This window comes from Bacillus sp. FSL K6-2839, from assembly GCF_038003365.1.
Classification (GTDB): domain Bacteria; phylum Bacillota; class Bacilli; order Bacillales; family Bacillaceae; genus Bacillus.
This window is the reverse complement of record NZ_JBBOOZ010000001.1, coordinates 1,698,942-1,712,865: the sequence shown is the minus strand read 5'-3', so window position 1 is coordinate 1,712,865 and position 13,924 is coordinate 1,698,942. Positions and strand designations below refer to the sequence as shown.

Here is a 13,924-nt window from a genome sequence, read left to right as displayed (position 1 = left end):
GAAAGCACAATGTCCATAACCTGAGCTTGATTAACTAAAGCAATTGCGGTATACCGAAAACTTTTAAAATCACCACCTTAACTTTACATTTGTTGTAAATGACATGTTAAAATTATACAAAGGAATTGTTTACAAGGGGGTAACGGGATGACAAGGTTAATTGCCTCTCAAGAGGTAGGGAACATGTTGAACACTTGGAATCTTGCCATACAAAAAGGGGATTTATCAGCAGCTATTGAAATGCAAGATGACATAGACAGTGCGATTGAATTGATGGAAGAAAATCAGGACATTCTTTTGTATTATCAACTATTGAGTTTTAGACTTAAGCTGAAACTTCAGAATATTAGCAGAAATTTAGACAAGCCGTTCTTTGAGAGAAACGCACCAGATGAAAAAGAAGAAAAAACAAATAAACTCATGTCATATTACTTTTATTTTTACAATGGGATCTATCATGATTACTTGCAAGATTATGATAAGGCATTAAGTTATTTCAGAATAGCCGAAAAGAAGTTGGCCTATGTTGATGATGAGATAGAAAAAGCTGAATTTCACTATAAATTAGCTGTCCTGTTCTACGATTTGAAAATGACTTTCTTATCAAAATATCATGCTCAAATCGCTACAGATACATTTAATGCACATGAAACTTATGTCAAAAGACAAATCAACTGTAGGTTACTTCACGCACTAAACTTAATAGATCAATTTAAATATGATGATGCAAGTGACCTTTTTAATGAAGCAGAGGGAATGATTAAGAAAATAGACGATAATTACTTAATCATACACCTGTATTACAATATGGGATTTTTAGAAAGTAAAAAAGGCAATTACTCAGATGCTGCTGAACTATACAAGCGCACCTTAAGCTATAGAAGAGAAATCGAAAAAAATGATTTATTGAAATTGAGATGTTTGTACGAATTATCTAGAGTTGAAATAACAACTCAAAGTAAAGAAGTAATAGAATTAATTGACCAAGGACATAGTTTATCTGAACAAGTTGACCATGAGATTTTTCAGATTAAATTTAAATTGTTAAAAGAAATTTTTTATGATGTTACCGAATCTCAAATAAATAATATTAATATTCTGTGCTCAGAACTTGAAGAAAAAGGAGTATGGGTTGATTTAGAGGAAATCTTAGTTGATGTGGCGAAATATTTAGAGAGAAGAGGCTTGCTGCAACAATCATTGAACTACTATAAAAGAGCCTTACGTGCAAGCCAGTATGTAGGAAAAGGAGTGAATTAAATGAAAAAGTCTATTTTTATAACATTATCAATAGCTGTAGTTGCACTAGGTACACTTTTCTTTACAAGTGGTTTGATTCAGCCTCTACATGAAGATGTCCAAACAGTCGCATCAAGAGGCAGCTCTGGAGGATAATTGGTTAAAAAACGATAAAGTGGATTAAAGTGTAAGACTCCTTATGGTATTCTAGTAAAAGAATATTCCATAAAAGGAGTCTTTTTTATATGAAAATATTAGATGCTCCATCTTTATTATCAGCTGTAGAGGAAAGGTCAAAGGCATATGAACAGCTTCGAGAAGAAATAACAGATTTGAAAAAGGCATTACAAGGTGTTGCCAATCTCGGTGATGAGTTCACAGGTAAAGGTGCAGACAATATCAAAGCTTTTTATAATGATCTTGTACTATACACAGACACTTATCTTGATTTTATTGATATGCAAAAGGCTTTTTTAGATGGAGTCAAAGGAAAGCTTGATGATGAATCATTAGGCGGTAGTACATTTATTGATGAGCACTTCTTAGACGCTCAAGTGAAGCAAGGCATTAAGAACAATAAAGACATGGTTGAAGAACAAAAGGAAGCCCTTACGGCTATTTTCGATGATATTAGTGATTTGATTGAACTACAGACATTTTCCAGCAAAAAAGTAGATGAGTATTTAGATAATGCGAACGAAGAAAGAAAAGATGCGATTGAGACTTTACATAAAATAGATCATGAACTAAAAACAGAATATGAAAAATCAGAACCGATCGAGAAACATCTTACAACTTTTTATACAAAAATGATGGCTGCTACAGGAAAAGGTAAGAACGCTCAGCCCATGTATTATGATGCAAAGGCATTTCATGAAACAGATGTGTACAAGAATCATGATAAAATTGATGCACAGGTGAAAGCTTACTTAAAAGTGAAAAAAGAAGAAAAAGAGAAACGAAGAATCAAAGAATTAAAAGAAAAGCTCAATGATCCTTCGTGTATATCAGAAGAGAAATACTTTGAGATAGTAGATGAAATTGGATATGAAAATCTTTCTTACGATCAAAAAATGTATTACAGCCAGCTGCTCCAAATCAAAGCGCAGGAAGAAGCATCAGAGGTATTCGTTGATAGTGTAAAAGGTGCTGCAGTTGGTCTATATGATGTGGCCAAAGATACAGTAGTTGGCATCTACGATCTTGTAACAGACCCTGGAGGTGCCGTTGAATCAGTCGTTACGGCTGTTTCTCACCCAATTGAAACATCGAAAGCGATTGGAAAATCAATTTCAGACTCATTCCAAAAAGAAGTCATAGATGGTGATGCGTATTCCCGGTCACACTGGTTCGCCTATGCGACTGGTTCACTAGCAGAAATCGTCTTTGGTTCTAAAGGTGCAGGAGCCATCACAAAAACGGGAACAACAGCTGCCAAAACAACGGTGAAGAAAGGCCTTGAACAAGGGGCAAAATCAATCGATAACGTCTCCATTCCGAATCTATTGCCATATTCACCAAAGTTTCAAATAGCAGGTGGAGGGAAACTCCCTTACAATGTATTTGACGGAGAAAATCTTAAAAATAAACTCCTCTCCATGGCAAAGCGTCTAGACAACAACTCAGGATACGGAATCTCTAAGACAGGCAGACGATTACCAGCACCAAAATCACCGCCAACCGTTGTCAGTTACGGAGATCACTATGTAAGATGGAAACGTAAAAAAGTATTAAAACCAAATGTCGTTTATACAACAAAACAAGGCTACACCTACACAACAGATCACTACGGACGGATTGTCAAAGTCGAAGCAAGTGATTTAAAATACGGAGAGGTCAAAAGAAATCAATACGCTCAGTCAAATTCAGGAAAGCCTGACCGATTACTAGATGATGACGGTGGTCATTTAATTGCGTCTATTTTCAAAGGATCAGGCGATATTGATAACCTACTTCCGATGAATTCCCAAATTAATCGTAGTGGTGGGAAATGGTACAACATAGAGCAGGAATGGTTGGCTGCACTAAAAGAGATTCCACCTAAACATGTAGAGGTAAGTATTGAGCCTATTTATCAGGGTGATTTGTTAAGACCTGATAGTTTTTTTGTGGAATATAAAATCGGAAAAAGTTATGTTCAAGAATTTATCAAGAATCAACCTGGAGGTTAAGGATAATGGAATCAATAGAACGCTATTATAAAAAAATAGCAGAATCAATTAATGAATTAATACCGTGTGATTGGGATAAAGTTTGGATGTATGCAGAAATACTTGATGATTCGGCTGGAATTACATTTTGTTTCAACGAGACTAATAGTGAAGAGTATGTTTATGGACATGAAATTCCACATAAATATAATGTAAGTAAATCAACATACATTCATTTATTATACGAACTCAGTAAAACTTTTGAAAAATTGAAAAAAGCATATATACAAAATGATTTAGGTGCTTGGACAACAGCTACCCTCCAATTAGATAAAACAGGGAAATTCTCGATTGATTATGGCTATGAAGATATTTTATCTATAGGGCTTTATGGTATCCAGAGAAGAGCAATATGGGAGTATAAAACATTCGGGTTTTTACCAGAAGACGAGAAAGATAAAGAAGCTGTGCTGAATTATCTTAAAAATAAAGAAGAAAACAACTAACACACTGCCCTCCAAATTAAAGGAGGGTTTTTAAATACCAATATTTACATCGAACAAAAGTTCTCTAAACTCATTGATAAAGAACGTTTGTTCTGTTACTATTTAATCATTCAAAAGGAGTGATTAAATGCTTAGAGACAGAGGAACGATTAAATGGACAGCTATGATGTTGCCTGAGCATGTTGCACGACTTAAACACGACCTAGCAGAGACGAAAAAAACAGATAAGCCAATTATAGATGAACAACAAATAGAAGAATTCGAATCAACAATTGCCTATGCAATGAGTGTGAACAAACCTTTGACTTTTTCTATTTATGATTCAGGAAATATTAATCAACTCAAAGGGTTTACACAATACATCAACTATGAGAAGAAGATGCTGTATATAAAGGACTTGTCGCATGAAACCCATTTTATTATTTTAGATGACATAGTGGGAGTTTCTTATGATTGATTGCACCAAGTTTCCACGTCACAAGATACTGTGTGTAGATATGAAATCCTTTTATGCTTCCATTTCAGCAGTTATGATGGGTTTAGATCCTCTGAAGTGTTATCTAGCTGTTGTAGGAAACACAGAGAGACAGGGGAGTGTAGTGTTAGCAGCAAGCCCTAAACTCAAACAAGATTTCAAAATCAAAACTGGATCAAGATTATTTGAAATTCCAAATGATCCTAGAATCCATATTGTTAATCCTAAGATGGACACATTTATAAACGTATCTACGAAAATTACACAGTTGTTTTACCGATACGTACCTGAGTGCGATGTACACACTTATTCCATTGACGAATCGTTCTTAAAAGTCGATGGGGTTATGAGAATGTGGAACAGTGTTGAAGAAATTGCTGAACATATACAGGATGCAATAATGAGAGAGTTCGGTTTACCTTGTACAATTGGAATAGGTGACAATATGCTAATCAGCAAGCTTGCTCTTGATTTAGAAAGCAAGAAAGCGCCAAACGGCATTGTTAGATGGAGATATGAAGATATACCGACCAAACTGTGGCCAGTTAGACCAATCTCTAAGATGTGGGGAGTAGGCAAGCGAATGGAACGAAACCTAAATAAAATGGGTATCTTTACAGTTGGTGCATTAGCCAAATACTCGCTTGAAACATTAGAGAAGAAATTTGGCATAATGGGGAATCAAATCTTCCATCATGCATGGGGAATTGATTTATCTGAATTAGGTGCTCCAGTGTTGCAGGGGCAAGTGAGCTTTGGAAAGAGTCAAATTCTACTCAGAGATTATACAACCAAAGACGAAATAAAAGCTGTCATCCTAGAAATATGTGAAGAGGTTGCTAAGAGAACTAGGGATCACAACAAAATGGGAAGAACTATTAGCTTAGGTATAGGCTACAGCAAAGAGGAATATGGTGGAGGGTTTCACAGGAGCAAAACAATTGAAAGTCCAACCAATATCACTATGGACATTTATAAGACGTGTATGGAGTTGTTTAATTTGTTTTATCAACACAAAACAGTCAGAAGCATTTCCGTTACTCTAAGTAAAATTGAAGAGGATTCTAATCAGCAGCTAACTTTATTTGATGAAAGAGGACTAGAGAAAAAAAGACAGCTGGGCTATGTTATGGATGATATTAGAAATAAATACGGCTCAAAGGCGTTGTTGAGGGCAGTTTCATACACTAAAGGTGGTACAGCATTGTATAGAGCTAATTTGACGGGTGGTCATAAAAGTTGATGTTGAAATAAATATTGAATTGAGATAAACTGAAATTAATAATTGTGAATAGCTTCATATTTTTCACCTCCTTTGAGGTGGAATGAGCTTGGGCTAGTGGGATAGCCTAGGCTAAACAAAAAAAACAGACATTTCAACAACTGTCCACGTTCATGAGATGTCTGTTTTTTGTAACTAGAAATAAACAAGGATGCGTCAACATCCTTGAAATGTTTGAGTCCTCAAGGGGCTGGCTAATTGAATAGGATGTTTTTAAGGATACACTTTCCCTTTTACCTACCAAAGCTCAGGGGAGAGTCTATTTTTTTTCTATGTAAAAAATGAAAAAAATACCCCTACCAAATGAGAAGGGGATTTGTTTCATCATTGCACTCTAATTGCAATAAATTTTGAAACAAATGATGAATAAATGGTCGATGTGCCAGGTGTTGTTTCGAATACCTTGTATACTTTATCCTGATCTTTAATTAAGTCTCCGTTAACAAGCCTATCTGTAGAACCGAAAGAGAAGACTTCTGGCATTGTACCTTTCAATCCTTCACTCGTACTTCCGTAAATAATATTGCTCATCAATATGGTTTCGCCAATTTGATTCTTACCACCCAATCCTAAATACGTTAGACAGGAAATTGGTGCAGTAACAGAATAATCATTCTTTATATCAGTCACATATAATCTTCTGCCACTTCCAATACTGCTTGATGCAAATACGCAAGCACTCCATTCATGCTCATCTGCAAAAGTAACTGGTACACCAATATAATTCAATGTGGAAGGTAGACCAAGAGAGGGAGTATAATCAGTCAAAAAGATAATTCTGTCATTATTGCAGGAATAATAGAGTTCAATAGGTTGATTAGGAAGAATTTCTGATTGATAAGTTATCGCTACAGCTTTCCAAGTGTCATTATTTTTTGCAAATGTGCCAAAAACACCAGAAGATCCAGGTAGATACTTGCCAGATAATCGCATTGAGAAAAATCGTGAGTTTGAATTTGAAAATGTTGCGGATGAGCCAGCAATTGTACTAGCAATATCCCTCATCTGAAAATAAATTTCCTTCTTTCCATCCTCACCATTTGAGAACATCACATCATAGTCCGTTGATGGACGACTAGAAATATTTTGCCATCCTGATTCGAGCATGATTTGTTTGAGTTTTGAATACAAATCTTTCTTTAAAACAGTTATTTTATTGAAAATTGTATCAGACATTAATTCTTCATCCCCTTAGTCCAACTATGCTCTAATGGTGTTTTTCTAGGGGCATTCATGGACGAGCCACCTAAAACGAAACCTTTTTTAATATCAGTTTTCTTCTTAGCTGATTTAATTGTAAAGGGATCCGAAACAATGATCTGTTTTTCGAAATTCGAGTCTCTTAACCCCACAACAGGCGTAGGTGAAACAATCTTGACTTTAGTATATGATGGCTTCCTCTGGCCAAATAAAGTTGAGCTCATTACAAATCCTTTTAGCTTATCCATTATTCCACCTCAATTCCTATATAGTTTGAGGGGAAAGAGGTTGTTCTGTTAGTTGTGTAGTAAGTATAGAACACCTTATATTTTTTCATTGTAATAGAGTCAATGTAGACATCGCCATCTAACAGGGCAGTGTCTTTTATAGCATATAGTCCATCTAAATAACCTCTCACGCCTTCTAGGTTGTCACCAAAAGCAATTGGACTAATAAACATGGTGCCAAAATTGTTAGTTAGGTTATCGCTCATAAATGTATTTAATAAATAAGAAGCTACCTGAGGATAATCTGCTTGATCGTCTATCAATACTTTTCCCGTAGCCAACGGGTTAGCTGAAGTGGCATAAAGGCAATTAACATTCTTAGCTGTTTTACCATAAATAGTAGGCTTCCCAAAATAGCATATGCTGGCATTAGACCTTAAGATAGTGGGAGGGACGACAGTGAAAACTATCCGATTTCTATTTACTGAATAATACAAAGTCAAATCAGTTTCTGGGTTGAGCGTTGCTGCAGTTGTTATAAAAACAATATTCCAAGCTTCATTTCTTTTGAAAGTTCCAGAATTCATTGGAGTAGAAGAGGGGGTGTACTCCTTGCATAATCTGAAGGAAAAGTAAGCGTAGTCCGTTGATGAAAAATTTGTTGAAGCAGAAGGGGAAGTGACTGCACTAGCAAAAGGACGAATATTAAAATAGATACTCTCTTTACCAGTCTCCCCAGTAGAATACATAACATCAAAATCTGTACCAGGATTCGATGTAACATTAGTCCATCCAGCATCAATCAATAAGGATAGAATCCGATTATAAAGATTCTTTTTCTTAATGGTTTCCTTCTTGAACAGACTCATAATTAATACCCTGTGACTTCGATTGCTAAAGCAGCAGAACCAAATGTATTGCTGGAGAATACGCCTGGGACAACGACAAAGTATTGTCTTGAGCCATCTTCTATAATACTTCCATGTAATACATTGTCATTTGGCAACCCATAAATTCCAGTTAGTTTGCCACGGGTACCTTCACTGGCATTTCCGTAATAGAATTCAGATAACATGTAAAAACCTTGGGTGTTCGGGTTTTTTGGTGAAAGATTAACAATGATAGGCCTTACTGTTGCACTGGTAGCTGGAGCTATATTTAATGGTGAATTTGAAATGAGTAAATTGTTTGCAGTATCAGCTCTTGCTGTTGTAGCAAAAATTAACCCTCTACTATCGGGTTCATCAGCATAGATTTCATCAGGAATACCAATGTAATTCAGAACACTTCCAATTCCTGTTGCAGAAGGGCTTTCGATGACTATAATCAATCTATTCTTGTTAACACTAAGACGATAAGTCATCGTAGTGTCTTTAGATAGCAATCCAGTAGTGGGGGAAACCATGAAATACTTCCAAGGTTCACTTGGTCTACCTACAGTCCCTGCAGCGCCATTTGATCCAGGAGTATAAGTTTCGATCAATCTTAACGAAGCTGTGCAATAATCGGTTGAGATGATTGAGTTTTTGTCTGTGATATCAGTTGCTCTCATCTGAAATACAAGTTTTTTATCTCCTGATTCTCCAGTAGAATAAAAGACATCATAATCAGAAGTGGCGTTAGAGGATTTGTTTTCCCAGCCAGCATTAATTAAAGAATTCTTAATCACTGAGTAGAGGTCGCTCTTAAGACAAGTCCCAGTTGTAAATATGTATCCCATAAATAACCTCCTATAGTAAGTTTGTTGTTTTGATTTTTAGTGTTACTTGAGCATTGTTCTGACTGTGATTGATCAATTGAACATGTATTTTCTGCGTTCCATCTTTATCTTGACAAGGAATGTTAGCGATATCGTAGATTGAATTAGATTTCAAACTTTGATAAACAACGTCACCATTTGAAGATTTGTCAAAAACAGACACGGATATTAAATTCTTGTTCTCATCTTTAGCGTAAATGGTTCTAATATCATATTTATCAAACCACGCATCTAGTGAGAGTGTTTTTGTTTCACTTGGCAGCAATGCAACAGTATCATTAATCTCGTTTAACGTAGGCACTCCACCTCGTCCTCCTGACATTGCAATAAAAACAATATGGTCTTCAACAGGGATTTCTTTAATAAATTCAATGGATTTATTCGATTTTTCAATGTAATCAATCTGTTTTGATTGAAGAACACCGTTTTTGTAAACCATCATTGTGTCATTGTTGTTCTCGTATTCTGGCACATTAAACAACTTAGTTGGGGCAGAACGATCATTAGGCAAGGATTCATAACGATATTTAATCCCGCCACTGTTAATTGATGTGATAGTGATCTTCTTGCCAGTTTCATCTACTGCCAGTTTCGTATATCCTCCAGCAATCAATTCATAGTTTCCTGTAATTTTCTTCATGCCCACAAACACCGAACTGCTTTCAACAGGTACGTAAGTTAGTCTTTCAGTACCTTCATTGTATGCAAGCACTTTATTGTTTCCAATACTAGATTCATCAACTAAAACTGAACCTACTAAAGCAGGATCGTGCAAGTTTGTATGAGTGTGATTAGTGTTAGACTTGAAATTTAAAGATTCGTTAATTTTGTCACTTGACCAAGTGGATACCTTATCAACGTTATTGTCATTAATAGCAGTTGATTGGCCATTTGCTATGCTTGAAACTCTTCCCTTTTCATCGACAGTGACAGTGGGATTAACATACGTTCCAGCTTCAACACCATTCTTGGCCAATTGAGGAAGAGAAGCCGTTCCTGTTAAGTCGCCACTTAATGTAATTCCACCCTTAACTGTTGATGTGGCATCATTAATAGTCGGAGCTCCGCCTGCATACACCCAAACATCTCCGCTATAAATGTACTGAGTTTTACTCCCACTGTGATTCGAATCACTCTTAATGAAAATCCAATATCCACGTTGAGGAGAAGGGAAAGCTTGCATTGCAGCTGAGTATGTATCAAACTCACCTTTAAACTGAACTCCTGTAGTGATTCCATTAATCTGATCCTGAATATTACCAGTAATGCCTAATAAGCTATTAATCTCATCGATTGATACAACTTGACCAGAAAGTGATTTTGCGAAGTCTACAATATCATCGCCATCAGCATCGTATATTGATTTTTGCATATCTCCTGAAGCCACTTTTGAATTGCCATACATCAGGCTGCCGTTTTGCTCAGTAAATTTATCAATCACTTGCTTGTTGCTGTGTATATGACTTTTTATCTCAAGTTGATCAATAGAATGATTAACTGATTCAATGTTATCTGCACTAATCTTTAGTCTGTTTTCGATGTTGCCTGTCAATCCTTGTAGGTAAGCAATTTCTTTAGGCTTAACGTTTCCTATAGCGGTTGTTTCTGGTAAGTGCACATTTCCTTCAAACACAGGGCTATCCATCGGGGCTTTCTTAAAGCCGAGTTCTTCAATGGCCATTTGAACATTATCAGATTCAATTGATTCAGTAGGGGTGAACACAACTGTAGAAGCGTCACCGCCTGAGCCACCGCCTTGAGGAGCATCTACAAATATAAGTCCAGTACCACTTGGATTTACCTTGATCCACTTGTTCGCATAACCTTCATACGAAGCAGGTGTGTCTATCAGATCAAGAAAACTCAGCTCAGAGTCACCGGTTGACGAACCACTAATAAGCACAAATTGCCCATTCTTATAAATATAAAGAGTTGGCTTATTTGATTGGGATTCATCATTTAAAACAGCATAGATAGCTCCTTCTTGTCCATTTATAAGCTTTGCCTTACTTTCAACAACGAGGATTGCTTCTTTTCCAGCTAAGTGTTGTATGGTCTGTAAGATTAAATTCAAATTATCACCTCATTTCTATCCAAAACATCTCACCATGATCTCGAACAAATTCGTATCAACTGGGTTATTAAAGGTTATTTTGTTTTTATCAGTTTTTACATAAGAGGAAGGGGAGCACTCAACTCCTCCAACAATAACTGCAAGTTGATCTTTAGTTGGGTCGTAATCTGGAACTACAATATACGAGACTGTTTGGTCGTTCTCGTTAGGGATATGTTCAAAAGACCATTTCAGTGATATTCCGTTATTTATTCTTGGATTGAAAAAGCTCATGTGTGAGCTCCAGCAAAGTTGTATTGAATTCCTTTTTCTTTAATTACAAAACTAAAGATTGGAGCATCGATATGATCCATTGAAAAACCATCTCCAGCCCTGATGAAAATGGGTTCTCCGTGATTTATAGAAACAGTGCAATCTTGGTCATTGCGAAATTGAAATTTATAAAACTGTGTCGGTCTATTCGAACCTTGTGATTCTGGAGGGACAATATCGAAGTTCTCAATGTTTGTTGACTCTAGTTTTAAAGAGCCTTTGTATCCAGATCCTAATCGCATAATTTAACCTCCATTAAAAATGAAAAAAAGAGAGGGATTACCCTCTCACATTTGTTTAATCATATCTTTTAAAACTTGAAGAAATGCTTTAGCATCTTCTTTTTCCATCCTTAAAATGTCTTCGTTGCCCAAGCCTTCAGAGAGTGCAATCTTGAGAACGGGGAAGATGGCTGGTTCACTTTCTTCATCAGCTTGGGGAACTTCAACTTCGTCTAACAACAGAGTTAGAACTTTCTCCTCACCCTCAGCATTAATGTGGGCTTCACTGAATTTATTTGGGTATGGTGAATACTTAATGTTGACTGTATTCATTATTTTCTAGGCTCGTCATATTCTAAAGCTTGATCACTGTCAGATACACCTTTAGTAGTTGGGTCATCTACAATACCGACAATGGATAAGAATGTGAGAAGTGCATTAAATTTCACAGTTAGATCATCGCCAAATCCTGTTAAGTCATAACCGAATGCCTCAGCGATCATTTGAACGAATAAAAGGATGGCTGAGAGGATTGACACCCAAAATGTTTTCTTTTTTAAACGTACTTTCCAGTTAATTTTCATTACATCAAGCTCCTTATTTATTAATTCCGAAATGGTATAGCAAATATGCTCCGATTATCGTTGCAGCTACTGAGGGAAGAATCTTATAAAAAATATCTTTGGTAAACTGCGAGGGATCTATCTTTCTTGTTGAATCACTTCGTTCAAGAGTTTCAACCCGTGTATCTAATTTTTCATAAGATTTATTGAGGTTTTTTAAATTATTACTCATTTCAATGAGTGTTGAAGTTAACTCTTTCGATTGCTTTTGAGATTCTTTATTAAATTCAAGTTGTTGTTCGCATATCATTTCAATTCTGTTGAGTGTATTTGTTTTATCTTCTAGCTTAACAATTTGAATTGCTTGCTGATTTGATTTTTCTTCAAGCAAGCTGATACGAACATGAACGTCATTACTTTCCATTTGACACCAGCCTTAGAGAAGGAGGTGACTTTAGTTCACCTCCTTGAAGTTGATTTTCATAAATTCTCATGGATATTTGTAAATCCACAAAAATCTATATTAATTTAGTTATACTTTGCTTCCATACTGACCTGAAATATAAGCTCGTTTACCTTTATGGATTACTTCCCAGTATCCTTTAGGGTTGTTAGAACCTTTTACAGATCCTGAGATTTCAATTGTTTTTCCTAGTCCGATGGTGTCTAAATTCTTGGCTGAATTGCGGTCAGGCTTATCCATAATAATAGCTGCATTTGATACGCCGATAATTTTAATTTTGCCTGCCGATTTAATTGCAGAGCTTTTAGTAGTCTGTTTTGGCTTTGAAGCTTTCTTAGCAGGAGTAGATGTTTTAACTGCACCTGTTACTTCAACATACTTATCAGAAGCAGTGATATAAAACGTCGCACCTTTAGAGTTTTTCACTTTATATTGGTATGATGTTCCGACCTTAACTTTTTCAACAACAGTAGGGAAGCCAATACCTTTATTCACAGTACCTACAACATCTTTATCATCCCATGAAGCTTTAGCATAAAATCGAAGACTGTCAACTTTAGATTTTAGAGAGCCACTTGCTTTAGAAGAGCTAGACTTTGAAGGAGTTGGGGAAGAAGGGGTTTTTGATTTAGTTAACAACTCTTTGATCTTAGCAAGAGTCGCTTTACCAGCGATTCCATCTACTGCAAGCTTATTTGCTTTTTGGAATGCCTTCACAGCAGCGACAGTTTCATCACCAAAGTGGGAGTCCGCACCGTATTTAGGCAATTTATAGCCAAGCTTAATTAGATTAGACTGAATTTCTTTAACTTTTGCACCTTTATCACCAAGACCGTAAGCTTCAACTAATTCAAGATCATTTTTGTCTGATGGCTTAGGTGTTGGGATAGTTACAGTTTTACCTGTTAAAGCTTTATTAACATCACTGACAAATTGAACCCATGCACTTGGGTTGTTAGTGTAATAACGGTGGCAGTCTTTCCATCCTACAACTTGGTTATGAGTCCACAGATTTTCAGATTTTAGTCCGTATGTTTTAAGAAGAGAGGCAGCTAATTCTACAGTTGTTTTATAAGTTGTGGCATCGGGCTTACCAGTCCAATCAGGATGAGTCATCTCAATGCCAATGGTACAGTTGTTCGGATAAGAGCTTAAGTTTCTAAGCGCACTTGCTGTGTAAACATTCGAACCAACATGATAGGCCAGCTCACTATTCGGCAAACATTGAATTACTTTTGCGCCTTCTACAATGTAATGCGCTGAGCCAAACCCAGAAGTGCCACTTTTACGATTATTGAAGAAGTTGCGGTTTCCTTCTGCGGATGAACCTGGATTAGCAACCCAGTGAATTACAACAGCTTTGACCGATTTTAATGCGGTTTGAGGTCTAGAGTATTTGTTGGGGGTGAGCAAACTTTGCGTAATTCTCAAATTAAATTCCTCCAGTTAATTT

The 13,924-nt window shown here is 36.2% G+C and carries 16 protein-coding genes; 6 read left to right on the top strand and 10 right to left on the bottom strand.

The window, feature by feature from the left end; all coding sequences use genetic code 11:
• Positions 1-147: 147 nt before the first annotated feature.
• From MHH26_RS08570 to MHH26_RS08545, 6 genes are all read left to right on the top strand, one after another.
• Positions 148-1,260 carry a response regulator aspartate phosphatase gene (locus MHH26_RS08570; protein WP_340973165.1) on the top strand — a complete coding sequence of 371 codons (1,113 nt, stop codon included), beginning with the start codon at positions 148-150 and terminating at the stop codon, positions 1,258-1,260.
• Positions 1,261-1,395: a hypothetical protein gene (locus MHH26_RS08565; protein ID WP_340973163.1), complete on the top strand. Its 135-nt coding sequence runs from the start codon at positions 1,261-1,263 to the stop codon at positions 1,393-1,395.
• Positions 1,396-1,484: 89 nt separating this feature from the next.
• On the top strand, positions 1,485-3,410 hold the full coding sequence (locus MHH26_RS08560) for a T7SS effector LXG polymorphic toxin (protein WP_340973161.1): 1,926 nt from the start codon (positions 1,485-1,487) through the stop codon (positions 3,408-3,410).
• A gap of 5 nt (positions 3,411-3,415) precedes the next feature.
• A complete protein-coding gene (locus tag MHH26_RS08555) occupies positions 3,416-3,895 on the top strand; it encodes an immunity protein YezG family protein (protein ID WP_340973160.1) in 480 nt (159 codons plus the stop codon).
• Positions 3,896-4,022: 127 nt separating this feature from the next.
• Positions 4,023-4,352, top strand: a complete 330-nt coding sequence (locus MHH26_RS08550) for a YolD-like family protein (protein WP_340973158.1) — start codon at positions 4,023-4,025, stop codon at positions 4,350-4,352.
• Positions 4,345-5,613, top strand: coding sequence for a DNA polymerase IV (locus MHH26_RS08545; protein ID WP_340973156.1), 1,269 nt, complete (start codon positions 4,345-4,347; stop codon positions 5,611-5,613). The genes MHH26_RS08550 and MHH26_RS08545 overlap by 8 nt, the downstream gene beginning before the upstream one ends.
• Before the next feature lie 363 nt (positions 5,614-5,976).
• On the opposite strand, the gene MHH26_RS08540 is transcribed toward MHH26_RS08545, so the two are convergent.
• The 10 genes from MHH26_RS08540 to MHH26_RS08495 form a co-directional block, all read right to left on the bottom strand.
• Positions 5,977-6,828: a hypothetical protein gene (locus MHH26_RS08540; RefSeq protein ID WP_340973153.1), complete on the bottom strand. Its 852-nt coding sequence runs from the start codon at positions 6,826-6,828 to the stop codon at positions 5,977-5,979.
• Entirely contained in the window at positions 6,828-7,100 is a 273-nt protein-coding gene (locus MHH26_RS08535) for a hypothetical protein (protein WP_340973152.1), read from the bottom strand. The genes MHH26_RS08540 and MHH26_RS08535 overlap by 1 nt, the downstream gene beginning before the upstream one ends.
• A complete protein-coding gene (locus MHH26_RS08530) occupies positions 7,100-7,948 on the bottom strand; it encodes a hypothetical protein (protein ID WP_340973151.1) in 849 nt (282 codons plus the stop codon). The genes MHH26_RS08535 and MHH26_RS08530 overlap by 1 nt, the downstream gene beginning before the upstream one ends.
• A gap of 2 nt (positions 7,949-7,950) precedes the next feature.
• Complete coding sequence (locus tag MHH26_RS08525) at positions 7,951-8,799, bottom strand: hypothetical protein (protein ID WP_144534038.1); 849 nt, start codon at positions 8,797-8,799, stop codon at positions 7,951-7,953.
• A 10-nt stretch (positions 8,800-8,809) separates the two neighbouring features.
• Complete coding sequence (locus MHH26_RS08520) at positions 8,810-10,912, bottom strand: hypothetical protein (protein WP_340973147.1); 2,103 nt, start codon at positions 10,910-10,912, stop codon at positions 8,810-8,812.
• A gap of 269 nt (positions 10,913-11,181) precedes the next feature.
• Entirely contained in the window at positions 11,182-11,466 is a 285-nt protein-coding gene (locus tag MHH26_RS08515; protein WP_340973145.1) for a hypothetical protein, read from the bottom strand.
• Positions 11,467-11,511: 45 nt separating this feature from the next.
• The gene (locus MHH26_RS08510) at positions 11,512-11,778 is read right to left on the bottom strand and encodes a hypothetical protein (RefSeq protein WP_340973143.1); all 267 of its coding nucleotides are present in this window, start codon (positions 11,776-11,778) and stop codon (positions 11,512-11,514) included.
• The gene (locus tag MHH26_RS08505; RefSeq protein ID WP_044141821.1) at positions 11,778-12,029 is read right to left on the bottom strand and encodes a phage holin; all 252 of its coding nucleotides are present in this window, start codon (positions 12,027-12,029) and stop codon (positions 11,778-11,780) included. The genes MHH26_RS08510 and MHH26_RS08505 overlap by 1 nt, the downstream gene beginning before the upstream one ends.
• A 13-nt stretch (positions 12,030-12,042) precedes the next feature.
• Complete coding sequence (locus MHH26_RS08500) at positions 12,043-12,432, bottom strand: hypothetical protein (RefSeq protein ID WP_106037369.1); 390 nt, start codon at positions 12,430-12,432, stop codon at positions 12,043-12,045.
• 108 nt (positions 12,433-12,540) lie between these two features.
• A complete protein-coding gene (locus MHH26_RS08495; RefSeq protein WP_340973141.1) occupies positions 12,541-13,902 on the bottom strand; it encodes a peptidoglycan recognition protein family protein in 1,362 nt (453 codons plus the stop codon).
• Positions 13,903-13,924: the final 22 nt, after the last annotated feature.